The sequence below is a fragment of the Psychromonas sp. KJ10-10 genome (assembly GCF_047323245.1).
Taxonomy (GTDB): domain Bacteria; phylum Pseudomonadota; class Gammaproteobacteria; order Enterobacterales; family Psychromonadaceae; genus Psychromonas.
The window spans coordinates 668,590-691,146 of sequence record NZ_CP178826.1 but is presented as its reverse complement, the minus strand read 5'-3'; the positions used below and the strand labels follow the sequence as shown (position 1 = coordinate 691,146).

The 22,557-nt window shown below is 39.9% G+C and carries 30 protein-coding genes and 6 pseudogenes; 10 read left to right on the top strand and 26 right to left on the bottom strand.

The features are described from left to right. Positions 1–4: 4 nt before the first annotated feature. The 21 genes and pseudogenes from rplO to rpsJ form a co-directional block, all read right to left on the bottom strand. Positions 5–439, bottom strand: a complete 435-nt coding sequence (gene rplO / locus ACLKMH_RS04105) for a 50S ribosomal protein L15 (RefSeq protein ID WP_413700975.1) — start codon at positions 437–439, stop codon at positions 5–7. A 2-nt stretch (positions 440–441) separates the two neighbouring features. Beyond that, positions 442–624, bottom strand: a complete 183-nt coding sequence (gene rpmD / locus ACLKMH_RS04100) for a 50S ribosomal protein L30 (RefSeq protein WP_413700974.1) — start codon at positions 622–624, stop codon at positions 442–444. A 6-nt stretch (positions 625–630) separates the two neighbouring features. Continuing rightward, a complete protein-coding gene (rpsE, locus tag ACLKMH_RS04095) occupies positions 631–1,134 on the bottom strand; it encodes a 30S ribosomal protein S5 (protein ID WP_413700973.1) in 504 nt (167 codons plus the stop codon). Positions 1,135–1,145: 11 nt separating this feature from the next. Then, positions 1,146–1,496 carry a 50S ribosomal protein L18 gene (gene rplR, locus ACLKMH_RS04090; protein ID WP_413700972.1) on the bottom strand — a complete coding sequence of 117 codons (351 nt, stop codon included), beginning with the start codon at positions 1,494–1,496 and terminating at the stop codon, positions 1,146–1,148. A gap of 9 nt (positions 1,497–1,505) precedes the next feature. Further along, positions 1,506–2,040 (bottom strand): annotated as a pseudogene (gene rplF, locus ACLKMH_RS04085) (50S ribosomal protein L6). Positions 2,041–2,050: 10 nt separating this feature from the next. Then, positions 2,051–2,443, bottom strand: coding sequence for a 30S ribosomal protein S8 (rpsH, locus tag ACLKMH_RS04080; RefSeq protein WP_413700971.1), 393 nt, complete (start codon positions 2,441–2,443; stop codon positions 2,051–2,053). A gap of 25 nt (positions 2,444–2,468) precedes the next feature. After that, positions 2,469–2,774, bottom strand: coding sequence for a 30S ribosomal protein S14 (gene rpsN / locus ACLKMH_RS04075; RefSeq protein ID WP_413700970.1), 306 nt, complete (start codon positions 2,772–2,774; stop codon positions 2,469–2,471). A gap of 10 nt (positions 2,775–2,784) precedes the next feature. Then, positions 2,785–3,324 (bottom strand): annotated as a pseudogene (rplE, locus tag ACLKMH_RS04070) (50S ribosomal protein L5). A gap of 12 nt (positions 3,325–3,336) precedes the next feature. Further along, the gene (gene rplX, locus ACLKMH_RS04065; RefSeq protein ID WP_413700969.1) at positions 3,337–3,651 is read right to left on the bottom strand and encodes a 50S ribosomal protein L24; all 315 of its coding nucleotides are present in this window, start codon (positions 3,649–3,651) and stop codon (positions 3,337–3,339) included. Between the two features lie 9 nt (positions 3,652–3,660). Beyond that, positions 3,661–4,029: a 50S ribosomal protein L14 gene (gene rplN, locus ACLKMH_RS04060; protein ID WP_413700968.1), complete on the bottom strand. Its 369-nt coding sequence runs from the start codon at positions 4,027–4,029 to the stop codon at positions 3,661–3,663. A gap of 178 nt (positions 4,030–4,207) precedes the next feature. Then, a complete protein-coding gene (gene rpsQ, locus ACLKMH_RS04055; protein ID WP_413700967.1) occupies positions 4,208–4,459 on the bottom strand; it encodes a 30S ribosomal protein S17 in 252 nt (83 codons plus the stop codon). Then, a complete protein-coding gene (gene rpmC / locus ACLKMH_RS04050; protein WP_101109177.1) occupies positions 4,459–4,650 on the bottom strand; it encodes a 50S ribosomal protein L29 in 192 nt (63 codons plus the stop codon). The genes rpsQ and rpmC overlap by 1 nt, the downstream gene beginning before the upstream one ends. Further along, a pseudogene (gene rplP / locus ACLKMH_RS04045) lies at positions 4,650–5,061 on the bottom strand (50S ribosomal protein L16). The gene rpmC and the pseudogene rplP overlap by 1 nt, the downstream one beginning before the upstream one ends. A 12-nt stretch (positions 5,062–5,073) precedes the next feature. After that, positions 5,074–5,760, bottom strand: a complete 687-nt coding sequence (rpsC, locus tag ACLKMH_RS04040) for a 30S ribosomal protein S3 (protein WP_413700966.1) — start codon at positions 5,758–5,760, stop codon at positions 5,074–5,076. 3 nt (positions 5,761–5,763) lie between these two features. Beyond that, positions 5,764–6,099 (bottom strand): 50S ribosomal protein L22, encoded by a 336-nt coding sequence (gene rplV, locus ACLKMH_RS04035; RefSeq protein ID WP_413700965.1) that lies wholly within the window; start codon positions 6,097–6,099, stop codon positions 5,764–5,766. Between the two features lie 8 nt (positions 6,100–6,107). Beyond that, positions 6,108–6,383 (bottom strand): 30S ribosomal protein S19, encoded by a 276-nt coding sequence (rpsS, locus tag ACLKMH_RS04030; protein ID WP_101080515.1) that lies wholly within the window; start codon positions 6,381–6,383, stop codon positions 6,108–6,110. 14 nt (positions 6,384–6,397) lie between these two features. Then, positions 6,398–7,225: a 50S ribosomal protein L2 gene (rplB, locus tag ACLKMH_RS04025; RefSeq protein ID WP_413700964.1), complete on the bottom strand. Its 828-nt coding sequence runs from the start codon at positions 7,223–7,225 to the stop codon at positions 6,398–6,400. An 11-nt stretch (positions 7,226–7,236) separates the two neighbouring features. Continuing rightward, positions 7,237–7,537: pseudogene (gene rplW / locus ACLKMH_RS04020) on the bottom strand (50S ribosomal protein L23). Next, positions 7,534–8,140 (bottom strand): annotated as a pseudogene (gene rplD / locus ACLKMH_RS04015) (50S ribosomal protein L4). The pseudogenes rplW and rplD overlap by 4 nt, the downstream one beginning before the upstream one ends. 14 nt (positions 8,141–8,154) lie before the next feature. Beyond that, complete coding sequence (rplC, locus tag ACLKMH_RS04010; protein WP_413700963.1) at positions 8,155–8,793, bottom strand: 50S ribosomal protein L3; 639 nt, start codon at positions 8,791–8,793, stop codon at positions 8,155–8,157. A gap of 16 nt (positions 8,794–8,809) precedes the next feature. Further along, positions 8,810–9,121 (bottom strand): 30S ribosomal protein S10, encoded by a 312-nt coding sequence (gene rpsJ / locus ACLKMH_RS04005; RefSeq protein ID WP_413700962.1) that lies wholly within the window; start codon positions 9,119–9,121, stop codon positions 8,810–8,812. A gap of 304 nt (positions 9,122–9,425) precedes the next feature. Between rpsJ and ACLKMH_RS04000 the strand changes: the two are divergent. From ACLKMH_RS04000 to rsuA, 3 genes and pseudogenes are all read left to right on the top strand, one after another. Continuing rightward, positions 9,426–10,097: pseudogene (locus ACLKMH_RS04000) on the top strand (tRNA(Met) cytidine acetyltransferase TmcA domain-containing protein); the annotation flags it as partial. A 37-nt stretch (positions 10,098–10,134) separates the two neighbouring features. Continuing rightward, on the top strand, positions 10,135–11,370 hold the full coding sequence (locus tag ACLKMH_RS03995; RefSeq protein ID WP_413700961.1) for a GNAT family N-acetyltransferase: 1,236 nt from the start codon (positions 10,135–10,137) through the stop codon (positions 11,368–11,370). 1 nt (position 11,371) lies between these two features. Continuing rightward, on the top strand, positions 11,372–12,064 hold the full coding sequence (gene rsuA, locus ACLKMH_RS03990; RefSeq protein ID WP_413700960.1) for a 16S rRNA pseudouridine(516) synthase RsuA: 693 nt from the start codon (positions 11,372–11,374) through the stop codon (positions 12,062–12,064). 58 nt (positions 12,065–12,122) lie between these two features. On the opposite strand, the gene ACLKMH_RS03985 is transcribed toward rsuA, so the two are convergent. Genes ACLKMH_RS03985 through ACLKMH_RS03975 form a run of 3 tightly spaced genes read right to left on the bottom strand, consistent with a single transcriptional unit; the run spans position 12,123 to position 14,902 of the window. Continuing rightward, the gene (locus tag ACLKMH_RS03985) at positions 12,123–13,808 is read right to left on the bottom strand and encodes a glycoside hydrolase family 13 protein (protein WP_413700959.1); all 1,686 of its coding nucleotides are present in this window, start codon (positions 13,806–13,808) and stop codon (positions 12,123–12,125) included. Between the two features lie 49 nt (positions 13,809–13,857). Next, a complete protein-coding gene (locus ACLKMH_RS03980) occupies positions 13,858–14,064 on the bottom strand; it encodes a substrate-binding domain-containing protein (RefSeq protein ID WP_413700958.1) in 207 nt (68 codons plus the stop codon). Further along, a complete protein-coding gene (locus tag ACLKMH_RS03975) occupies positions 14,033–14,902 on the bottom strand; it encodes a LacI family DNA-binding transcriptional regulator (protein ID WP_413700957.1) in 870 nt (289 codons plus the stop codon). Before ACLKMH_RS03975 ends, ACLKMH_RS03980 begins: the two co-directional genes overlap by 32 nt. Before the next feature lie 253 nt (positions 14,903–15,155). Between ACLKMH_RS03975 and ACLKMH_RS03970 the strand changes: the two genes are divergently transcribed. From ACLKMH_RS03970 to ACLKMH_RS03940, 7 genes are all read left to right on the top strand, one after another. Then, entirely contained in the window at positions 15,156–15,413 is a 258-nt protein-coding gene (locus tag ACLKMH_RS03970; RefSeq protein WP_413700956.1) for a hypothetical protein, read from the top strand. A 32-nt stretch (positions 15,414–15,445) separates the two neighbouring features. Then, positions 15,446–15,625 carry a hypothetical protein gene (locus ACLKMH_RS03965; RefSeq protein WP_413702256.1) on the top strand — a complete coding sequence of 60 codons (180 nt, stop codon included), beginning with the start codon at positions 15,446–15,448 and terminating at the stop codon, positions 15,623–15,625. Next, entirely contained in the window at positions 15,573–15,851 is a 279-nt protein-coding gene (locus ACLKMH_RS03960) for a hypothetical protein (protein ID WP_413700955.1), read from the top strand. Before ACLKMH_RS03965 ends, ACLKMH_RS03960 begins: the two co-directional genes overlap by 53 nt. Then, positions 15,811–16,524 carry a hypothetical protein gene (locus ACLKMH_RS03955; RefSeq protein WP_413700954.1) on the top strand — a complete coding sequence of 238 codons (714 nt, stop codon included), beginning with the start codon at positions 15,811–15,813 and terminating at the stop codon, positions 16,522–16,524. The genes ACLKMH_RS03960 and ACLKMH_RS03955 overlap by 41 nt, the downstream gene beginning before the upstream one ends. A 62-nt stretch (positions 16,525–16,586) precedes the next feature. Then, on the top strand, positions 16,587–17,531 hold the full coding sequence (locus ACLKMH_RS03950; RefSeq protein ID WP_413700953.1) for a carbohydrate ABC transporter permease: 945 nt from the start codon (positions 16,587–16,589) through the stop codon (positions 17,529–17,531). A gap of 67 nt (positions 17,532–17,598) precedes the next feature. Next, positions 17,599–18,792 (top strand): carbohydrate ABC transporter permease, encoded by a 1,194-nt coding sequence (locus ACLKMH_RS03945; protein WP_413700952.1) that lies wholly within the window; start codon positions 17,599–17,601, stop codon positions 18,790–18,792. 29 nt (positions 18,793–18,821) lie between these two features. Further along, positions 18,822–19,922, top strand: a complete 1,101-nt coding sequence (locus ACLKMH_RS03940) for an ABC transporter ATP-binding protein (RefSeq protein ID WP_413700951.1) — start codon at positions 18,822–18,824, stop codon at positions 19,920–19,922. 69 nt (positions 19,923–19,991) lie between these two features. Here ACLKMH_RS03940 and ACLKMH_RS03935 read toward each other — a convergent pair whose 3' ends face one another. Further along, positions 19,992–20,348, bottom strand: a complete 357-nt coding sequence (locus tag ACLKMH_RS03935; protein WP_413700950.1) for a redoxin domain-containing protein — start codon at positions 20,346–20,348, stop codon at positions 19,992–19,994. Continuing rightward, positions 20,332–22,533: an alpha/beta fold hydrolase gene (locus ACLKMH_RS03930; protein ID WP_413700949.1), complete on the bottom strand. Its 2,202-nt coding sequence runs from the start codon at positions 22,531–22,533 to the stop codon at positions 20,332–20,334. The genes ACLKMH_RS03935 and ACLKMH_RS03930 overlap by 17 nt, the downstream gene beginning before the upstream one ends. Positions 22,534–22,557 lie beyond the last annotated feature (24 nt).

Genomic DNA, 22,557 nt, shown 5'->3' with positions numbered 1-22,557 from the left:
CCTATTATTCCTCGATTTTTCCGCCCGTGACTTCAATTGCGGCTTGAGCACCCTTCGTTACACGAAGACCCTTAACTGTAACTGAACGAGAGATTTCTCCAGAAAGAACTACTTTTGCAAACTTAACAGTGTTTACAAGTAGGCCTGCCTGTTTCAACGTTTCAATTGTCACAACATCGCCTTCTACTTTAGCAATTTCGTTCAAACGAACTTCACCGCTAACAAGAGATTTACGAGATGTAAAACCGAATTTTGGTAAACGTTGTTTTAGAGGCATTTGACCGCCTTCAAAACCTGGACGTACTTTACCACCTGAACGAGATTTCAAACCTTTATGGCCGCGACCACAAGTTTTGCCAGATCCTGAACCGATACCACGACCAACACGTTTTGCAACAGGTTTAGAACCAGTCGCTGGAGATAGATTATTTAAATTCATAATTACTCCTCAACCTTAACCATGTAAAATACTTTATTAACCATACCACGTACACATGGAGTATCTTCCAACTCTACTGTGTGACCGATGCGACGCAGGCCTAAACCTGTAATTGTTGCACGGTGCTTTGGTAAACGGCCAATTGCACTTTTGGTTTGAGTTACTTTAATTGTTTTAGTAGCCATGCTTAATTACCCCAGTAAGTCATTAACACTTAGGCCACGCTTAGTCGCAATCTGCTCTGGAGAGTTCATGCTCTCTAGTGCGTCAAGCGTAGCGCGAACTACGTTAATTGGGTTAGTTGAGCCGTAAGCTTTTGATAGTACGTTTTGTACACCAACAACTTCTAACACGGCACGCATTGCACCACCTGCGATGATACCAGTACCTTCAGATGCTGGTTGCATATACACTTTAGATCCAGAGTGACGACCCTTGATCGGATGTTGCAGAGTGTTACCTTTAAGTTGGATTTCGCTGATATTGCGACGTGCTTTTTCCATAGCTTTTTGAATAGTCGCTGGAACTTCACGTGCTTTACCGTAACCGAAACCAACACGGCCATTGCCATCACCAACTACTGTTAGTGCTGTGAAGCTAAAGATACGACCACCTTTAACTACTTTTGAAACACGGTTCACTGCGATTAGCTTTTCGTTCAGATCACCGGCTTGAGATTCTACTTTATTAGACATAATCTTTACCCTTAGAACTGAAGACCAGCTTCACGAGTCGCTTCAGCTAATGCCGCTACACGACCGTGGTACTGGAAACCGCTACGGTCGAAAGAAATTTTAGTAATTCCTTTCTCTGCCGCACGCTCTGCAACTAATTTACCAATTAGTTGAGTCGCTTCTTTGTTACCACCATTGCTCACTTGTGCACGTACTTCTTTCTCTAGAGTAGAAGCACTTGCTACGACTAATGCGTCAGCTGTAATTACCTGCGCGTAAGTATGGCGAGGTGTACGGTTGATCACAAGACGAGTAGCACCAAGCTCTTGTAACTTCTTACGTGTGCGAGTAGCACGACGAAGACGAGATGATTTCTTATCCATGTTCTTACCTTACTTTTTCTTCGCTTCTTTACGACGCACGTTTTCATCAGCGTAACGAACACCTTTACCTTTATAAGGCTCTGGTGGACGGAATGCACGAATCTCAGCAACGAACTTGGCCAATTTCTTGTTTGTCAGACCCTTCAAGAACGATTTCTGTTTGGCTAGGAGCCGTAGCAGAAATACTCTTTGGAAGAGTGTAAACAACAGGATGAGAGAAACCTAAAGTTAGGTTAATATCTTGACCTTTAACTTGTGCACGGTAACCAACACCTTGAAGAAGAAGAGTCTTCTTGAAGCCATCAACTACGCCAATTACCATATTGTTAACGTTAGCACGTGCAGTACCTGCTTGTGCCCAACCGTCTTTAAAACCTTCAGCTGGTGCAAATGAAACTACACCATCAGTTAGGTCAACAACAACAGCATCATTAAGAGTACGAACTAATTCGCCTTTACCACCTTTTACAGTGATCTCTTGACCGTTTACTTTTACTTCTACGCCAGCAGGGAGAGTAATAGGTGCCTTAGCTATACGAGACATATACTACTCCTTATGATACGTAACAGATGATTTCACCGCCGATGCTTGCTTTACGCGCAACTCGGTCAGTCATTACACCTTGTGAAGTTGAAACAATCGCGATACCTAAACCAGCCATAACTTTTGGTAAGTCAGACGCACCTTTGTAGATACGTAGGCCTGGACGAGAAACTCGTTTTAGGGTATCGATAACTTTTTTGCCTTCGAAGTACTTTAATGTAACTTCTAATTCAGGCTTTGTGTCACCAGCAACAGAGAAATCTGTGATGTAACCTTCTGCTTTAAGCACAGTTGCGATAGCAACTTTTTGCTTAGAAGATGGCATCTTTACAGACACTTTGCTTGTCGCTTGACCGTTACGAATACGCGTAAGCATATCCGAAATAGGATCTTGCATGCTCATAACTATTTACTCCGTGATTAATTGATTACCAGCTGGCTTTCTTAAGGCCAGGGATTTCTCCGCGCATCATATGCTCACGAACCTTAATACGGCTCATGCCAAATTTACGAAGATAACCATGTGGACGACCTGTCACGTTACAACGGTTACGTTGACGTGCAGAGCTTGAATCACGAGGTAGCGTTTGAAGCCGCAGTACTGCATTCCAACGATCTTCATCGCTAGAGTTAACACCACTAATGATTGCTTTTAAGTTTGCACGTTTTTCTGCGTACTTAGCAACAAGCTTCGAACGTTTTACTTCACGCGCTTTCATTGATTGTTTAGCCATTATTTACACCTTACTTACGGAATGGGAAGTTAAACGCAGTCAATAAAGCACGTCCTTCTTCGTCAGTCTTAGCTGATGTAGTGATCGTGATATCTAAACCACGGATCTTATCAACTTTATCGTAATCAATTTCAGGGAAAATGATTTGCTCACGTACACCCATAGAGTAGTTACCACGGCCGTCAAATGCTTTTGCATTTAAGCCACGGAAATCACGTACACGTGGGATTGCGATTGTTACCAAACGCTCAAAAATTCCCACATACGTGCACCACGTAGTGTTACTTTACAACCAATAGGGTAGCCTTCACGAATTTTGAAGCCTGCCACTGAGCGCATGTGCTTTAGTGATCATTGGCTTTTGACCTGAGATTGCGCCCATATCTGACGCCGCGTGCTCTAGGACTTTTTTATCAGCCAGTGCTTCACCAACACCCATGTTAAGGGTGATTTTCTCTATTCGAGGGACTTGCATAACAGACGTATAGCCGAATTGCTTTTGCAAATCAGACACCACGTTGTCTTTATAGAAATTATGCAGTTTCGCCATCGTAAACTCCAGTTACTTCACAAGTTCATTATTAGATTTGAAAAAACGTACTTTTTTGCCGTCTTCAAGTCTAAATCCAACACGATCCGCTTTACCCGTTTCCGAGTTAAGGATCGCAACATTTGATACATCGATTGGTGCTTCCTGTTCAACAATACCGCCAGTTACGCCCGCTTGTGGGTTTGGCTTTTGGTGTTTCTTAACAGTATTTACACCTTCAATAATTACTTTACCGTTTGCTAAAACTGAAGAGATTTTCCCAGTTTTACCTTTATCTTTACCGGTAATTACAATTACTTCATCGTCACGCTTTAATTTTGCCGCCATTTCGATTCCTTACAGTACTTCTGGCGCCAGTGAAACAATCTTCATGAAATTATCATTACGAAGTTCACGAGTTACAGGGCCAAAGATACGTGTACCGATAGGCTGGTTGTTAGCATTCAACATAACCGCGCTGTTGCGGTCAAAACGAATGACAGAACCATCGGGACGACGTACACCTTTTTTGGTACGCACAACCACAGCTGAATGAACATCACCTTTCTTCACTTTACCGCGAGGAATAGCTTCTCTTACAGAAACTTTGATAATGTCACCGATTGTCGCATAACGGCGATGCGAGCCACCAAGGACCTTAATACACATTACGCGTCGAGCGCCAGAATTATCGGCGACATCCAGCACACTTTGCATTTGGATCATTACAGTGCTCCGCTATTATTCAATTGACTTAACTCTCTCGAGTTGCTTAGCCCCTAATTATTCAGGGAGCGGTAATATACCACCAACTTTTAGAGAAAGATAGTCCAAAAAAACGGCACTCGTAAAAGAGCGCCGTTTATACATATATAACTAGATTATAATTTAATAAAAAATTAAATTATGCCTTAGTTACGATTGATACCAATGTCCAAGATTTACTCTTAGATAAAGGACGACATTCGCTAATTAGCACAACATCACCTTCGTTACATTGGTTTGTTTCATCATGTGCTTGTAGCTTAGTAGTACGCTTCATGAATTTACCGTATAACGGGTGCTTCACTTTACGTTCAATTGCTACAACGATAGATTTCTCCATCTTTGCACTGATAACTTTACCTTGAAGAGTACGAGTATTAGATTCGCTCATTACGCACCTGCCTTCTGATTTAATACTGTCTTAACACGGGCAATGTCACGACGCACTTGTTTAATTGAGTGCGGCTTTTCTAACTGACCAGTGTTTAACTGCATACGTAAGTTAAATTGCTCACGTAATAAGTTTAAAAGCTCAGCATTCAGCTCTTCAACACTTTTATCTTTAAGCTCGTTAGCTTTCATTACATCACCTTACGAGTTACAAAAGTTGTTGCTATTGGAAGTTTAGCAAGCACTAAAGCAAATGCTTCACGTGCTAAAGATTCAGGAACACCTTCCATTTCATAAAGGACTTTACCTGGTTGAGTTTGAGCAACGTAGTACTCAACATTACCTTTACCTTTACCTTGACGAACTTCTAACGGTTTGCCGGTAATCGGTTTATCAGGAAATACTCGGATCCAGATTTTACCTTGACGTTTCACATGACGAGTCATTGCACGACGTGTCGCTTCGATTTGACGAGCAGTAATACGTCCACGACCGACAGCTTTTAGTCCAAATTCACCAAAGCTTACTTCCGCACCTTTCGAAAGACCACGGTTGCGTACCTTTGAACATTTTGCGGAACTTCATACGTTTGGGTTGCATCATTAGATATTACTCCTACTTGCGACCTTTGCGTTTTGGTTTAGAAGGTTGCTGTTCTTCTTGAGGTAGTAAACCACCTAGAACTTCACCTTTAAAGATCCAAACTTTAACGCCGATGATACCGTAAACAGTTAACGCTTCAGATGTTGAGTAATCGATATCTGCACGAAGAGTATGTAGAGGTACACGACCTTCACGATACCATTCAGCACGTGCGATTTCTGCACCACCTAAACGTCCACTAACTTGAACTTTAATGCCTTTAGCGCCTAAACGCATAGCATTTTGAACCGCACGCTTCATAGCACGACGGAACATTACACGACGCTCTAACTGAGAAGAGATTGAATCTGCTACTAGTTTTGCGTCAAGTTCAGGTTTACGAACTTCTGAGATATTGATTTGAGCTGGTACACCGGCCATTTTAGCAATAGCAGTACGTAGCTTCTCAACATCTTCGCCTTTTTTACCAATTACAACACCTGGACGAGCTGTGTGAATAGTCACACGTACGCTTTTCGCCGGACGTTCAATAGTAATTTTAGACAAAGAAGCATTTTTCAATTTCTCTGTTAAAAATTTACGAATTTCATGATCACTGTATAAGTTATCAGCAAAATCCTTTGTGCCTGCATACCAAGTAGAGCTAAATGCTTTAGTGATACCTAGGCGAATACCGTTAGGATGAACTTTCTGTCCCATTGTTTAACCCCTGTCTGATACCACTACTGTGATATGGCAAGAACGCTTCATAATGCGATCGGCACGGCCTTTCGCACGCAGCATGATGCGCTTCATTGTTGGACCTTCATCAACACAAATTTTTGTGATAACTAGTTCATCAATGTCAGCGCCTTCATTATGCTCAGCGTTTGCAATTGCAGAATCTACAACTTTTTTAACCAAAACAGTCGCTTTTTTAGGGCTGTATGATAAAAGTTCTAGTGCTTTTTCAACTGGAAGACCACGTACTTGATCTGCTACCAGACGCGCTTTCTGAGCTGAAGAACGAGCGAATAAATGTTTAGCTAAAGCTTCCATAATTACCTCTATTTCTTCGCTTTCTTATCCGCGACATGGCCACGGTAAGTGCGAGTTGGTGCAAATTCACCCAGTTTTTGGCCGACCATTTCGTCGGTTACAAATACTGGAACGTGTTGACGCCCGTTATGGACAGCGATGGTTAGACCAATCATATCTGGAATGATCATTGAACGGCGAGACCAAGTCTTAATTGGCTTTTTCTCTCCGCTTTCCATCGCTTTCTCTACCTTCTTCAGCAAGTGTAGGTCAATGAAGGGACCCTTCTTGAGAGAACGTGGCATGGCGATACCTCTGCTTATTTCTTGTTACGACGACGAACAATGTACTGATCAGTACTCTTGTTCTTACGAGTTTTATAGCCTTTCGTTGGGACACCCCAAGGAGAAACAGGGTGACGACCACCACTACTCTTACCTTCACCACCACCATGTGGATGGTCAACTGGGTTCATTACAACACCACGAACGGTAGGACGAACACCACGCCAACGCGTAGCACCAGCTTTACCTAATTGGCGTAGCATATGTTCTGCATTACCAACTTCACCGATTGTTGCACGACACTCAGTAGAGATTTTGCGCATTTCACCACTACGTAAACGTAGAGTTACATAAGCACCATCACGAGCTACGATTTGACTGTATGCACCAGCTGAACGTGCAATTTGTGCACCTTTAGCAGGTTTCATTTCTACAGCGTGTACTGTTGTACCTACTGGAATGTTACGCATTGGCAAAGTGTTACCCACTTTGATAGGCGAATCATCACCAGACTGGATAACATCACCAGATTTTAGCCCTTTAGGAGCTAAAATGTAACGACGCTCACCATCAGCGTAAAGTACTAGTGCAATATTTGCACTACGGTTTGGATCATATTCCAAACGTTCAACTTTTGCTGGAATACCGTCTTTATTACGCTTGAAGTCAACTAAACGATAGTGTTGTTTGTGACCACCACCGATATGACGAACCGTAATACGACCGCCATTATTACGACCACCAGATTTAGATTTAGACTCTAAAAGTGGAGCGTATGGCTTACCTTTGTGCAGTTCGTGATTTACCACTTTAACAACGTGGCGACGACCTGGCGAGGTAGGTTTACATTTTACAATAGCCATTATTAATTCCTCTACTCAGCGCCAGCGAAATCGATGTCTGCACCTTCAGCCAGAGTAACGTATGCTTTTTTCCAGTCGCTACGGCGACCCATACGTTGACCTGTACGCTTGGTTTTACCCTTCACGTTTAGTGTGCGAACCACCAGTCACTTCAACTTCAAATAGTTTCTGAACTGTCGCTTTGATTTCTGCTTTAGTTGCAGTACCTGCAACTTTGAATACCATAGTATTATGATTTTCTGCAGATAAAGTACCCTTTTCAGAGATATGCGGGGCTAGGATCACTTGTAATAAGCGTGCTTCACTAATCATGCTAAGCTCTCCTCAATCTTTTTAACTGCACTTGCAGTTACCACTACTTTATCAAAAGCGATAAGACTTACTGGATCAATACCTTGAACATCACGAACATCTACTTTGTAAAGGTTACGTGTCGCTAAGAATAGATTTTCATCTAATTCTTCAGTAATGATTAGAACGTCTTTCAGCTCCATTTCTTTTAACTTAGCTTTTAGCTCTTTTGTTTTCGGAGCTTCTACGCTGAAGTTTTCTACAACGATTAGACGATCCTGACGAACAAGTTCAGACAGAATGCTTTTCACTGCGCCACGGTACATTTTTTTGTTTACTTTTTGGCTGTGGTCCTGTGGACGCGCGACAAAAGTAACACCACCACCAACCCAGATAGGGCTACGGATAGTACCAGCACGAGCTCGGCCAGTTCCTTTTTGACGCCATGGTTTCTTACCACCACCACGTACATCAGAACGAGTTTTTTGAGCACGAGTTCCTTGACGAGCGCCAGTCGCGATATGCAACGACTACCTGATGTACTAGGGCTTCGTTGAATTCGCGTCCAAAGGTAGCGTCAGAAACTTCAAGTGCACTTTGTGCATCTTTCAATACCAATTCCATTACTAAATCCTTGGTTATGCTTTAACAGCAGGTTTAATGAACACATCGCCGTTTTTCGCACCAGGTACTGCACCTTTAATGAGCAGTAAGTTGCGTTCAACGTCAATACGAACAACATCAAGATTCTGAGTCGTTACACGCTCAGCACCCATGTGACCAGACATTTTTTTGCCCTTGAAAACACGACCCGGAGTTTGACACATACCAATCGAACCATTTGAACGATGTGATAATGAGTTACCGTGAGTAGCGTCTTGCATAGAGAAGTTCCAACGCTTAATTCCGCCTTGGAAACCTTTACCTTTTGACTGACCTGTTACATCTACTTTCGTAATATCATTGAAAAGCTCAACACTTAGCTCTGCGCCAACTACGATATCTGTACCTTCGTTTTCATTGAGACGAAATTCCCAAAGACCACGGCCTGCTTCAACACCTGCTTTCGCAAAGTGTCCAGCTTCTGGCTTAGTTACACGGCTAGCTTTCTTAGTGCCAGCTGTTACTTGGATAGCTTGGTAGCCATCTGTATCAAGTGATTTAACTTGAGTAACGCGGTTAGGTGTACATTCAAGAACTGTAACTGGGATAGAAACACCATCTTCAGTGAAGATGCGAGTCATACCAATTTTACGACCTACTAGACCGATTGTCATTGTTGTAACTCCCTTTCTAACCCAAGCTGATTTGAACATCAACGCCAGCGCCTAAATCTAGCTTCATTAGTGCGTCAACAGTCTTTTCAGTTGGTTCTACGATATCAATCAAGCGCTTGTGAGTGCGGATCTCATACTGGTCACGTGCATCTTTATTTACATGCGGTGATACCAATACTGTGAAACGCTCTTTACGAGTTGGTAGTGGAATAGGACCACGTACCTGAGCACCTGTGCGCTTTGCAGTTTCAACGATTTCCGCCGTTGATTGATCGATCAGTTTATGATCAAAAGCTTTAAGGCGAATACGGATTCTTTGGTTCTGCATGGACCAAAACTCCAATAGTTAAAAATACGACATACAAATAAACACCTGACAACCTATCCAAGATAGATCTCAAGTGCATATTCAAACTTATTGCTTCCCAATCGGAAGCTTTTTGATAACAATACTTGTAAAATCAAGTAAGGTTATGGGCCTGTTGCCCGCCTGCTACATAAGCAAGTCGGAGCATCATACAGTAATGATTAAATATAACAAGTCATTTTTGAAGTTTTGTTTGAAAAGCAATCAAAAAGATCTTCTGTTAGACTTGCCTTACTAATTTCAGTCAATAGGATCACCTGCCTAAATGAATCTCAATCAAAACCATCGTCAACTAATACGCTTAAAAGGTGATACAGCTTGGTGCTATCAACAGTGCCAACAAATAATCAAGCAGACTGATAAACACTTTTTTTGGTTAGGCGATTGTCCAGAAGGGATCTCTGCTACTAATTACCAACAAATATTAGGCCAAGAGATCTCATTATTGATCATCAACGCGCAACACTCCTTTGATGCTAATTTATTTGCGACCAGTGAAGGGACATTACGAGGGGGCGGTACATTGATTTTGCTCTGCCCTAGTAGTATCGATAACAAAGATCATTTTTATACTTATATAGATAAACAATTCAATCAATGTGGCTTTTTAACCATTCATGAGGGCGAGTCTTTACCTTTATTAAACTTAAACTCTTCAAATGAATTGCCTCAATTGCGACTTGAGCAACAGAAAACAGCCATCAATGCAATTATAAAAACCGTTACTGGGCATCGACGTCGCCCACTGGTATTGACTGCTAATAGAGGTAGAGGAAAATCTGCCGCACTTGGTTTAGCCGCCAAACAACTAATCGAAATGGGTTATCAAAGCATTTTAGTTTGCGCACCAAACAAGCAAGCTACACAAACTCTGTTCAAACATGCTGGACAGTCAACAAATATCAATTTCATTGCGCCAGATCTATTGTGCAAAGAAAAACCTAAGTGCGACTTACTGATTATCGATGAGGCAAATGCGATTACCAGTACCAATATTAGAAACCCTAAGCAAGCATTACTCTCGTTTAGTCTTTTCTACGACATTACATGGTTACGAAGGGTCTGGCCGTGGTTTTGCTTTGCGTTTTCAAAAACGCTTAAAAGAAATTACGCCACAAATGCGTACTTTACATATTGACCAGCCTATTCGTTGGGGTAAAGATGACCCACTTGAGCAATTTACCTTACAACATCTGTGTTTAACTGAAAGTAAGTCCCCTTCTCCCATTTATGATAAATCTGCACAAGTACAATGCTTAATCGTTACTGGCGAAGAGTTATCATCAGATCATGACTTATTAACAGAGGTATTTTCACTTTTAGTGACTGCACATTATCAGACTAAACCCTCTGACTTAGAAATGTTACTAAACGATCCTCTACTTTCTATTTTATTGTTAAAGCAAAAACAGCAATTACTTGCTGTGGCATTAATCAATCACGAAGGACAGTTAGAGAAACAGATAGCAGAGCAAATATATCAGGGAAAGCGACGCCTTAAGGGGCACCTTATCGCTCAATCCCTTACTTTTCATTGTGCTCAACCACAAGCGACGACACATAAATATGCCCGTATTCAACGCATAGCAACTCATCCTGCGATACAACAACAGGGTTTAGGGAAACTGTTTATACAACAAATAAAGGATTGGGCAGTCAAAGAGCAGTTTGACCATCTATGCGCATCCTTTGGTGCAACATTAGAATTACTTCGTTTTTGGCATAAAAATCAATTTTCAACGTTACGTATTGGTAGCAGTAAAGACAAAAGTAGTGGTACACATTCCTTTATGGTTAATCTTCCGCTATCAGAAAGAGGCAAGCAATTACACAAAAGCATTAAGCAACAATTCCAGTCGCAGTTAGCAGTACAAATTTCTCGTCAGTTATCACTATTTGATAGTGAGTTAATAGCTTTGTTATTAACTGAATGCTGTAACGATAATTATCAGCACCCATTACTTAATAGTTATTGCACTGGAAACTTACCCTATGACTTTGTCGAGCATCATTTAATTATGCTTATTATGCACAGTGACCTTTCTTTACTAGATAAAAAACAGCAAACACTTACAATACAAAAAATATTACAAAACAGAAGCTGGGCAGATATTTGTGAGAATAACCTCTACACAGGTAAAAAACAGGCTCAGAATGAATTACGAAATAGCATCAAGCTATTAACTACACCTTATATTACAGAAGAATAAAATGCGTCTAGATAAATACATATGTGAGTCCACCACCTTAACTCGAAGCCAAGCTAAAAAAGTCCTTAGTCAAGGACGCATTAAAATTAATGATAAAGTAGTGCGAAGCAGTGCTTATAAAACAACTGAAGATGAAGTTATTCGTTTTGATGGTGATATTATTTCTGTGCGTGGCTTGCGCTATATTATGCTCAACAAACCACAGGACTTTATTTGTTCTAATGTGGATGAACAGTTACCAAGTATTTTTAACTTAATTGAAGTCGATAAAAAAGAACAACTTTTTGTTGCTGGCCGTTTAGATGCAGATACTACTGGATTAACCCTTATCACTGATGATGGTCAATGGTCTCATAAAGTAACTAGCCCACGAAACAAATGTAAAAAATGCTATCGTGTTGGATTAGATGCGGTGATCACCCCGGAAGCTATCGAGCAACTACAACAAGGTGTTCAACTTAATAGCGAACCACAACCCTGTTTACCTGCTGAAGTAGAAGTTATTTCGGAAACAGAAGTATTACTCACTATCAGCGAAGGAAAATACCATCAAGTTAAACGTATGTTTGCCGCTGTGGGTAATTTAGTGATTGAACTTCATCGCGAAAAAATTGGTGAAATAATCTTAGATGACAACCTTGATTTAGGTGAGTGGCGTTATTTAACAGAAGCAGAAGTGCAAAGCATTAGCTAAACACTGACAAAGAGCCTCATTGATTATTTGCATAACAATGAGGCTCTTTTCTTAGTTATTATTGACTAATATCTATCACCATCGCTTGGTATGGTTTCAACTCAAGTGCATTAATATTTACCAGTTCCTCTTCATAGTTATTTAATACAACCTTTTTAACCTCTCCTTGGTAATCTCTTATTAACTTATTTTCCCCAAAGTTTGCAATCACTAATAGGGTTTGACCATTGTAAGCGCGTTGATAAGCATACACTTCCTTATCATCGGCATCGATTAACTGATATTGACCATAAGTAATGATCTCCCCATATTCAACTGACTTTCTCAGAGCGATAAGCTTTTGGTAATAATGAAAAATCGAATTTTCATCCAATACTTCTTTTTCAGCATTAACTTCACTTTGATTAGTATTTAATGCCAACCAAGGCGTGCCCGTTGTAAAACCTGCATTTTCACTGTTATCCCACTGCATAGGTAAACGCGCATGATCACGTGAAAAGTAATTGAGGAATGCCATCGCTTGTTCAGATGTGCGACCACTAGCAAGTATTTTTTGATAATGAAACTTCGCCATTAAATCATTAAATTCACTAATATCATTAAAGGTTTTGTTAGTCATACCGATTTCTTCACCTTGATACACATAAGGTGTACCACTCATCATATGAGCAACCGTACCCAGCATTTTGGCACTAATAGTTCGATATGCATCACTATCACAACCATAACGCGAGACCGGACGAGGTTGATCATGATTACTCCAATATAAGCTGTTCCAACCTCTTTTATAAAGGTCATTCTGCCAACGACTCATGATTTCTTTATATTCAACTAAGTCAAATGGTTTACGCACTGCATTATGCTCTTCTCTATCAATGCTGACATGCTCAAAATGGAAAATCATACTCACTTCATTGCGAGCTGGGTTTGAATAAAATTGCCCATCTAAAGTTGTTGTAAAGGGTGTTTCCGCAACTGTCATCACATCATAGTGAGATAATACTTTTTCATTAATTTCACGTAAATACTGATGACACAATAGATTATTAGCCCAATGTTCCCAACCAGCTACCCCCTGATCAAAAATGGTCGCATCGGGAAAATCAGAGGGTTTACCAATCATATTGATCACATCCATACGAAATCCGCCAATGCCCTTTTTCAACCAAAAATGTAAAACATCATGAATGGCTTCACGCACTTCAGGGTTCGCCCAGTTTAAGTCTGGTTGTTTTTTACTAAATAGATGCAAATAATACTGTTGAGTTGTGTCATCAAACTGCCAAGCTTTAGGGGTGAAAAAAGACTCCCAGTTATTTGGCTCACTGCCGTCATCTTTAGCATCTTTCCAGATATACCAGTCTCGCTTAGGGTTATCTAAGCTACTTTTGGATTCAATAAACCAAGGATGTTCATCTGAGGTATGATTAACCACTAAATCCATTAAAATTTTGATATCGTGTTTTTGGGCTTCTGCTATTAACCTTTCCATATCTTCCATGGTGCCAAATTCACTGGCGATTTGATAATAGTCAGAAATATCATATCCGTTATCATCCATTGGTGATTGATTAACTGGACTGAGCCAAATTATATTCGCACCGAGTGCTTTAATATGTTCAAGCCTAGCGATAATGCCAGGAATATCCCCAATGCCATCACCATTGCTATCGTTGAAGCTACGTGGATAAATTTGATATACAACACCGTTGTGCCACCACTTTTTCTCTAATACACCTTTCATATAAAAGTTCCTCATTACTTTTCAAAGCAGGTCTATGCAGATATTAAAACTACGCACTAGTATTAACGATTAACTCTGTATTAAGTATTATCGACTGTTTAGCTTTTATGCCTAAACAGACCTGTGCGACTAACATGCCCTTTTCTTGAATCGGCTGGGCAATGGTAGTTAAATTATTTTCCAAGGCAGTCGCTATGCCATCAAATCCAAGGATCTGTAAATCATTAGGTATGTTGATTTGTAACTCTTGAGCCACTTCTAAAGCAACGAATAGCAATTTTGTCACTCATGCATAATAATAAATTAACCGGTTCAGTTGCGCTGATAATGCCTCGAATAATGGTTTTGATAATACGCTCTTCATAGGGCTCTATTTGCCAAATAGACTGCTCAGTCAACTCGATATTTGCTTCTTCTAAAGCCTGCTTATAACCCTCTAAACGGCAACGGCTAATAGATTCTAAGGGATTAAATAATTTATTATGATCAATAGAAGTGGAATGATTATCTCGCATTAGGTGTAAACCTAAGACAACAGGATGAATAATACTTGCCTGTGATTTTTCAATAGCATATTTAGCAATACGATAAGTCGCATCATGATTATCAATATTAATGGAGGGATAATCTTTATAAGCAAAATCTACGGTGACAATTGGTTTATTTTGTTTTTCAAGACGTATCAAAATACGACTATCTTTTGGTTGCCCATAAACAATAAAGCCATCGGCAAGCGTGTCTATCTGATTCACCAAATAGTTTTGAGGGTCAGAAGCGAGTAATAACATATTCACATGTTGCTCATCAAAAACAGCCGCAATAGCACTTAAGAATTGATTAGCGACTGGATTCATTAAAGACTGAGATAAATCATCGGATAAAATAATGCCATAGGCACCTGTTTTTCCAGTTCGTAAACTCCTTGTCGCCATACTTGGACCGAGATAACCGACTTCTTCACAGTATTGTAAAATGGCATCTCTTAACTTAGCAGAGAGTTGATCTGGTTTATTAAAAGCATTAGAAATCGTTGCCGTTGAGACACCGAGTTGTGAGGCAATATTTTTAAGTGTAGGTTTTAAATTCTTTTTCATAGACCCTCTTTTTTGCCTATTCTAAAACGTTTTAGTTAAATAAACTTCTTATGTAATTGTGCTTTTTTAAACAAAGTGATTCGTATCACCGAATTAGTACATTTATTAGTCTAAAAATGAATATAACGCGCATTTATCAAGTGACATCACGGTTTTGTAAAAAAATATAGTTATTATCTTGCACATAAAACAACTAACTTAAATGATTTAGTTAATTGTTGAACAGTATGCTTTTTATTAACCATGGAGTTAAATGAAGATGAAAAATACGATACTCAGCGGCGCCATTGCACTGGCAATACTTACTTCATCATCAGCTTTTAGTGCTGACTTAAAATATCAACCAGGTAAAGACAATAATTTTAACTGGGCAAGCTTTGAAAAATTTAAAAACGAAGTAGACCTCAAAGGCCAAGTATTAACCATTAAGGGGCCATGGTTAGGAGCAGACAAAAAATTAATTGAGAGTGTGATTGCCTATTTTGAAGCGAAGCAACCGGTGCCACTGTAAAATATGCAGGATCAGATTCATTTGAACAACAAATCGTTATCGATGTGCAAGCAGGTAGCGCACCTAATATTGCTATTTTCCCTCAACCAGGTTTAGTCGCGGATTTGGCTTCTAAAGGTTTCTTATCTCCCTTAAGCGCTGAAACCGAAAAATGGGTTAATGATAACTATGCGAGCAGGTTCTTCATGGGTAGATTTAGGTACCTTTTCTGACAAAGTTGGTAAAGAGCAGTTGTTTGGTTTCTTCTATAAAGTCGATTTAAAATCGTTAGTTTGGTATATCCCTGAAAACTTCGAAGACTCTGATTATGAAGTGCCAGAAACCATGGAAGCATTAAAAACCTTAACCCAACAAATTGTTGACGATGGTGGCACGCCTTGGTGTATCGGTCTGGGTAGTGGTGCGAGCAACGGGTTGGCCTGCAACCGATTGGGTTGAAGACTTAATGTTAAGAACACAATCCCCTGCCGATTATGATCGTTGGGTTAGTAATGATTTAAAATTTAACGATCCAAAAGTCGTGGTCGCTATTGAAGAATTTGGTTGGTTTGCAGGCACAGATGAATTTGTGGATGGTGGTGCTCGCGCCGTAGCTACATCCGATTTCCGTGATAGTCCGAAGGGTCTGTTTAGCTCACCAGCAAAATGTTATATGCACCGTCAAGCATCCTTTATTCCAAGCTTCTTCCCTGAAGGGACACAATTGGGTGAGGATGCAGACTTCTTCTACTTTCCTGCTTATGAATCAAAAGACTTGGGTAAACCAGTGCTTGGCGCAGGTACTATGTTTGGTATTACCGATGATTCTAAAGCAAGACAGGCCTTTATTAGTTTCTTACAAACACCGATTGCACATGAAGTATGGATGGCACAATCAGGTTTCTTAACTCCCTACAAAGGTGTCAATGTAGAAGCCTACGCAAATGAGACCTTGAAAAAGCAAGGCCGAATATTGCTTGATGCCACCACCTTCCGTTTTGATGGTTCTGATTTAATGCCAGGTAAAATTGGTGCGGGAGCTTTCTGGACAGGTATGGTTGACTATTCTGGTGGAAAATCAGCAAAAGAAGTGGGTGATGACATCCAAAAAACATGGGATGCACTTAAATAATCGTGCAATAAGCCGGCGCTCTGCCGGTCGCTTTCTCATTAAAGCTAGCTGAGGACAACTCAATGGAACAGTTATATTACTCATTAATGGTAATGTTATTAGGCGTATTAGGTTGCGTTTTTTATTTTGTAGGCAGTAACTGGTTATTGATCATGTTATTTCCTATCAAAAATGTTTCTAACCATAAAATGGCTAAAAATATCCGCACAGCAACCATGATCCGTCCTTGGTTATTTTTAGGCCCTGCTTTATTTTTCTTGGGTTTATATCTTGTTTATCCTGTTTTTGATTCCTTAATGCTGTCTTTTCATGATCGTAATGGCGAAGAATTTGTTGGTTTAGCAAATTATCAATGGTTATTTCAAGATAGTGAATTTCTCGAATCTTTAACTAACAACCTATTATGGTTATTAATCGTGCCTGTCGCTTCTACTTTTCTAGGTTTAGTTATTGTCGCCTTAACCGACCAAGTTCGCTGGGGTAACATTGCTAAAAGTTTAATTTTTATGCCAATGGCTATTTCATTTATTGGTGCCTCTATTATTTGGAAATTTGTATATGACTATCGTGCAGAAGGATCTGAACAAATTGGCGTATTAAACGCGATTGTTGAATTCTTTGGTGGCACACCTCAGGCATGGGTAACTATTCCATTCTGGAATGATATTCTGCTGATGGTGATTTTAATCTGGATACAAACCGGGTTTGCAATGGTTATTTTATCAGTCGCATTACGCGGTATTCCCGAAGAGACTGTTGAAGTCGCTGTATTAGATGGCGCCAATGGTGTGCAAATTTTCTTTAAAATTCTGATCCCACAAATTTGGGGCTCAATTGCCGTGGTATGGACAACCATCACTATATTAGTGCTTAAGGTGTTTGATATTGTTCTCGCAATGACCAATGGTCAATGGAGCACTCAAGTACTTGCTAACATGATGTTTGACTGGATGTTTAGGGAGGCGGTGATTTTGGTCGAGGTGCGCCTATTGCGGTCATTATTATGATTGCTGTTATTCCTGTGATGGTCTGGAATGTAAGACAAGCCAATGCACAAATGGAGGGGCGTTAATCATGGAAAACAATCAAACAACTAATAGCCTTCCAAATCGGCTTTTATTTAGCCTTAACCAATTAAAACGTTCGCCGTTAATGTTATTAGTGCATCTATCGGTTTTGTTGTTAGTAATACTTTGGACCTTTCCAACGGCAGGTTTGTTAATTTCCTCCTTTCGAGATAAAGACCAATTGGCAGTGAGTGGATGGTGGACAGCACTTTCTTCATCGGAGCAAAACTTAATTAGCAGAACCCAAGGCCCTGAACAGCAAACATTAATTGATGGGAAGTATGTTTTATCGGGAAAAATTGAAGAATTAAGTGAAGGAGATTCGATTCTCAGGTTTGGCTGGCGTTCAACAAAGCCGGAAGCTTATCAAGTTGATGACATCGCAGAAATGAGAAACGGAGGAAGTTTAACCGTTAGCGCAGACGGTCAATATGTTATGACCTCTATAAAACCCTTTACCGGTAGCCGTGGTAAACGTATTTTTTATACCGCTTTATCCTCACCAAAATTTTCGCTTAATAATTATAAGGAAGTCCTAAACTCCGAGGGGATCGGTCAATCCTTCATTAACTCTTTGACGGTCACCATACCCGCCACAATCATACCGATACTAATTGCCGCCTTTGCCGCCTACGCCCTTTCTTGGATGCGCTTACCTGGTCGTGGCATTTTAATAGCCTTAGTAGTTGGTTTACTAGTTGTACCATTACAAATGTCATTAATTCCCCTGTTACAAATGTACAACTCAATAGGGACATTTTTTGGTGTGCCATCAAAAACCTATCTCGGTGTTTGGCTCGCTCATACCGGCTTTGGTTTACCACTGGCAATTTATTTATTACGTAATTATATCTCCAGTTTGCCTAAGGAGATCATTGAATCTGCACGTGTAGATGGTGCCAATGATTTTGAAATATTTGTACGTATTGTTTTGCCTTTGTCATTTCCTGCACTTGCCTCCTTTGCTATTTTCCAATTCCTTTGGGTTTGGAACGATTTATTAGTAGCAACAGTTTTCCTCGGCAATGGCGAGAATGAATTAGTACTCACAGGCAGATTAAGAGAGCTACTTGGTTCAAGGGGAGGTAACTGGGAAATATTAACCGCCTCCGCATTTGTTTCTATCGCTGTGCCTTTAACGGTTTTCTGGACACTACAACGCTACTTAGTACGTGGACTACTTTCAGGTTCAGTTAAATAACCTTACAAGATAATATTTAAGGAAATGAGATGACTCAATCGATAGGTTTATCATTAAAAAACATTAAAAAATCCTACGGTAAAACCCAAGTGTTACATGGTATCGACTTAGAAATTAAACTGGGTGAGTTTGTTGTTTTTGTTGGCCCATCTGGTTGTGGAAAATCTACCCTGTTACGTATGATTGCAGGACTTGAAGATATCACCAGTGGCGACCTTTGCATTGAAGGGGCAAACGTCAATAATATTCCTTCTGCAATGCGTGGCATAGCAATGGTATTTCAGACCTACGCTTTATACCCGCATATGACCGTTTATGACAATATGGCTTTTGCTATGCGTATCGCCAAGGAAGATAAAAAAACCATCGATGAACGTGTCACAACAGCGGCGGAAATGTTGCAACTAACAGAATATTTGCACCGTTTACCCAAAGCACTTTCTGGTGGGCAACGCCAACGAGTTGCCATTGGCCGTGCCATCGTGCGTAACCCAAAAGTGTTTTTATTTGATGAGCCACTATCAAACCTCGATGCCTCTTTACGTGTTAAAACACGTATTGAAATTGCTAATTTAAAAGAAACCATGCAACAAACCACCATGATTTATGTTACCCATGATCAAGTTGAAGCTATGACATTAGCAGATCGAATAGTGGTGTTATCAGCAGGAAAGATTGAACAAGTAGGTACACCACTGGAGTTATATTCTAAACCTAAAAACCTATTTGTCGCCCAATTTATTGGCTCACCAGCGATGAATGTATTTCCTGTTGAACTCGTGAAAGCAGGCGAAACAACGCAGATTAAAACACCTAATGGCCATCAATTTACAATCCCTATCAATAGTTCCGCAGATATTGAAGGACAAGATTTAACCGTTGGTGTGCGACCAGAAGATTTTCGCTTAGCCGATGAATCAAACTGTATGTTATCTGGAAAAATTATTTTTATTGAATCATTAGGCGAAGTGACTTTATTACATCTTAACTGTAGCGATTCTAAGGAGCCATTAGTGGTCAAGTTGCCGGGTATTATTAGTAAAAATAAAGGTGAGATGATTTATCTTAAAACCGATGAGCAGAAAACCCATTTATTTAATCAGGATGGACTTTCCTTATTGTATTCATAAACCCTTTTACCTAGGAACAAGTTTCCTGAGAAGTAACTTGTTCCTTAGTCTATTCAAAAACTACCAATATTAAAGTTGCGCTAAAAATACTTTAGATAGGGCCTTAAGTTGGGCCTCTGAAATAATCTCCACATTATCTGCATCAACAATTTCGCCGTTAATGACTAATACTGTCCTAGGAAAACCATGTCCGCCTAATAACTCAGTAAAATCTTGATGCTCTGGGGACAGATAAACATTTTTTTCGCTTTGAACCGATAAGGTATAGCAGTCGATTTGCTGTTTTTGTAGCGCATCACTGAATACCGTCATATTCTTCGCTTGGTCTGTGCAGTCAGAGCACCATTTAGCGGTAAGGTTGATCACACAGGTTTCACCTGTGTCTAAATTCTTTTTTATATCTTCAAGGCTAGTACTTATTATCATTTAATGTCTCTATAAATTGATCTATCAGTTCAAAGGTTTCAACACTGCCTTCATCCTGTACAATCACATGATCTTCGAAGGAAAGGTATTCTAACCTTTTATGTTTTGAAGCAACATGATCAATCACGATTTGCGCGGAATCGGAAGCAACGACGGGATCATCTTCAGCTTGAATCACTAACAAGGGCACTTTCACCTGTTCCAAGGACTCTCGGCATAACTTCTGCAACTCAATTAAACACGTTAAAGCTTCAAAATATATTTGCTCGTAGTTCGTATCGGGATATTGTGTTTCATTTTTTACATAGGGCAAACTGCCTGCCTCTAGCGAAACCCCTTTTAATAAATGATTCCATTTATTAATCATAGGAGATAGTTTAGTGGATTTTTGTTTTAATTCTAAAGCAGGATTAATAACAATTAACGCAGATAATTTCTCAAAGTTTTCCACTTTTTCCAACTTAGCACACTGTAATAAGGTCAATAATGCACCAGCAGAAAAACCAATAAAATAAACGCACTGACAACAATGAGATAATACTGCATAACCCCTTTGCACCGATTCAATCCAGCATTGTAAGGATGCATGTTGTAATTCTGAAGGATGCGTACCATGTCCGGCCAAACGCACTAAATATACACTATGACCTTGTTGATTTAGATGTTGTGCAAGTTGCAATAGTTCCCCAGGTGACGCGCCCAAACCATGCACTAAAACAATACCCGCTTTATTTTTACTACCCGCAAGGAACTGAGGTCGGCCAACATCACGACTTTTAGTTTCATCTTTTCGGTAGGAACGCATACGTTCATTTTCGTAAATAGAAAGATCCCGTTCTATTACCGCCTCTGATACCTGCGATAATAATTTTTTCGGCGAAGTACGTAATAATTTATTTATGATGTTAACCGCCCACGTCATCACTTCGAATTCATTTGCTAATACACTAGTGGTATTCTCAAGACGCATTCGATGAAAAGGAAGCGGTGTTTGAATATGCCCTTGGTCAACAAATAAATGCCCTTCCTTGATCAATACAATCTGCTCTTTTATCGCCAAAGCCATAATACTTGAATAGGCAATATCATGCCCTTCTGCGACAAGGTTAATAATCGCCCCTCTCATGCTACGATGCACACGCCTGTGGTTTCTTTTCTTAATCTGCAAACATGCTAAATAGATAACCTGCTTAAATTGCTTTTCGGGCATTCCCTGCATAGGTACAAAACGTAAAGCGGTGGCAACAATATGATCCATATTAATCGAAAGTCGAGAATAAATACGACACATAAATTTATTGGTTAATCGGTGACGCATCAACTTCATCATCCAATTCATTTTTCTTTCAGACGACAAAAAGGGTAATAAATAAGAAAAAAGGCGACGATAGGGTCGTGTAAAATGGCGAATATCAATAGGATCACCAAAAGAAATAGAAATATCACTTTCCTTTAATAACAGTTTTCCTTCTACTAATAACTCTTCCTCTAATTTAGGTGACAAGTCTTTAAACCAAAGTTGTACCGCAGTTGATAATAAATTCTTGCCCGGGCGAAGTGGATAATAAGTGATATTAACCGGCACAATACACAAATCTAAGGGCGCAAGATCCGCTGGGCCAAATAAATGATAGGTATCTTGAAAATAATTTATAAGTGTTTCATTATTATCCGCAATAGCGCGTTTATATTGTTCTTTTAATAAGAAGGTTTTTAAGGCTAAAACCGATGCTCCTGTATGAGGAGCAATAATTCTGTCTTCTAAGTGCGACTGTAAATGACCGTCATGCATGACTTTTTTATTTTTTATCATCGAGCCTTCGGGAAAAATAACCCAATTATAAGATCCCTTCATTAGTTCTGAAATCATCTTTTCATTGCGTTCAGGCATATTCAAAGGGTAGGCCCCCACCGATTGTAAATACTCACCAAACTTACCTTGGAAAAGATTACTATCAGCCAATGAATGAGCCATTTGGCCATTATGTTTATAGAGAATATGTAGCAGTAGCCCCGTTTCAAAACGAGTAAAGTGATTAACAACAAATAAGGTAGGATTTTCACGTAACATTTCTTGCCCTTCTACAGAAACCGCAGAACGACTAAATTTTTTGATGGCGCTGACAATCAGACCTGCAAAACGAAAAGAGTGATTGGCTTTTGCTAAGGTTTCTTTTTTCTCCATATCCCCTCCTTACTTAAGTATAGA

Coding starts and splice junctions, on each gene's coding strand:
- ACLKMH_RS03930 (WP_413700949.1), bottom strand. CDS start 22,533: ATGGAGAAAAAAGAAACCTTAGCAAAAGCCAATCACTCTTTTCGTTTT.
- rplC (WP_413700963.1), bottom strand. CDS start 8,793: ATGACAATCGGTCTAGTAGGTCGTAAAATTGGTATGACTCGCATCTTC.
- ACLKMH_RS03960 (WP_413700955.1), top strand. CDS start 15,573: ATGATAACTATGCGAGCAGGTTCTTCATGGGTAGATTTAGGTACCTTT.
- rpsQ (WP_413700967.1), bottom strand. CDS start 4,459: ATGAGCGAATCTAATACTCGTACTCTTCAAGGTAAAGTTATCAGTGCA.
- ACLKMH_RS03995 (WP_413700961.1), top strand. CDS start 10,135: ATGCGATTACCAGTACCAATATTAGAAACCCTAAGCAAGCATTACTCT.
- ACLKMH_RS03975 (WP_413700957.1), bottom strand. CDS start 14,902: ATGAAAAAGAATTTAAAACCTACACTTAAAAATATTGCCTCACAACTC.
- ACLKMH_RS03950 (WP_413700953.1), top strand. CDS start 16,587: ATGGAACAGTTATATTACTCATTAATGGTAATGTTATTAGGCGTATTA.
- rplB (WP_413700964.1), bottom strand. CDS start 7,225: ATGGCTATTGTAAAATGTAAACCTACCTCGCCAGGTCGTCGCCACGTT.
- ACLKMH_RS03945 (WP_413700952.1), top strand. CDS start 17,599: ATGGAAAACAATCAAACAACTAATAGCCTTCCAAATCGGCTTTTATTT.
- rplN (WP_413700968.1), bottom strand. CDS start 4,029: ATGATCCAAATGCAAAGTGTGCTGGATGTCGCCGATAATTCTGGCGCT.
- ACLKMH_RS03985 (WP_413700959.1), bottom strand. CDS start 13,808: ATGAAAGGTGTATTAGAGAAAAAGTGGTGGCACAACGGTGTTGTATAT.
- rplV (WP_413700965.1), bottom strand. CDS start 6,099: ATGGAAGCTTTAGCTAAACATTTATTCGCTCGTTCTTCAGCTCAGAAA.
- rpsJ (WP_413700962.1), bottom strand. CDS start 9,121: ATGCAGAACCAAAGAATCCGTATTCGCCTTAAAGCTTTTGATCATAAA.
- rpsS (WP_101080515.1), bottom strand. CDS start 6,383: ATGCCACGTTCTCTCAAGAAGGGTCCCTTCATTGACCTACACTTGCTG.
- rpsN (WP_413700970.1), bottom strand. CDS start 2,774: ATGGCTAAACAATCAATGAAAGCGCGTGAAGTAAAACGTTCGAAGCTT.
- rplO (WP_413700975.1), bottom strand. CDS start 439: ATGAATTTAAATAATCTATCTCCAGCGACTGGTTCTAAACCTGTTGCA.
- rplX (WP_413700969.1), bottom strand. CDS start 3,651: ATGGCGGCAAAATTAAAGCGTGACGATGAAGTAATTGTAATTACCGGT.
- rpmD (WP_413700974.1), bottom strand. CDS start 624: ATGGCTACTAAAACAATTAAAGTAACTCAAACCAAAAGTGCAATTGGC.
- rpsC (WP_413700966.1), bottom strand. CDS start 5,760: ATGGGACAGAAAGTTCATCCTAACGGTATTCGCCTAGGTATCACTAAA.
- rsuA (WP_413700960.1), top strand. CDS start 11,372: ATGCGTCTAGATAAATACATATGTGAGTCCACCACCTTAACTCGAAGC.
- rpsH (WP_413700971.1), bottom strand. CDS start 2,443: ATGAGCATGCAAGATCCTATTTCGGATATGCTTACGCGTATTCGTAAC.
- ACLKMH_RS03970 (WP_413700956.1), top strand. CDS start 15,156: ATGAAGATGAAAAATACGATACTCAGCGGCGCCATTGCACTGGCAATA.
- rplR (WP_413700972.1), bottom strand. CDS start 1,496: ATGGATAAGAAATCATCTCGTCTTCGTCGTGCTACTCGCACACGTAAG.
- ACLKMH_RS03940 (WP_413700951.1), top strand. CDS start 18,822: ATGACTCAATCGATAGGTTTATCATTAAAAAACATTAAAAAATCCTAC.
- rpmC (WP_101109177.1), bottom strand. CDS start 4,650: ATGAAAGCTAACGAGCTTAAAGATAAAAGTGTTGAAGAGCTGAATGCT.
- ACLKMH_RS03935 (WP_413700950.1), bottom strand. CDS start 20,348: ATGATAATAAGTACTAGCCTTGAAGATATAAAAAAGAATTTAGACACA.
- rpsE (WP_413700973.1), bottom strand. CDS start 1,134: ATGTCTAATAAAGTAGAATCTCAAGCCGGTGATCTGAACGAAAAGCTA.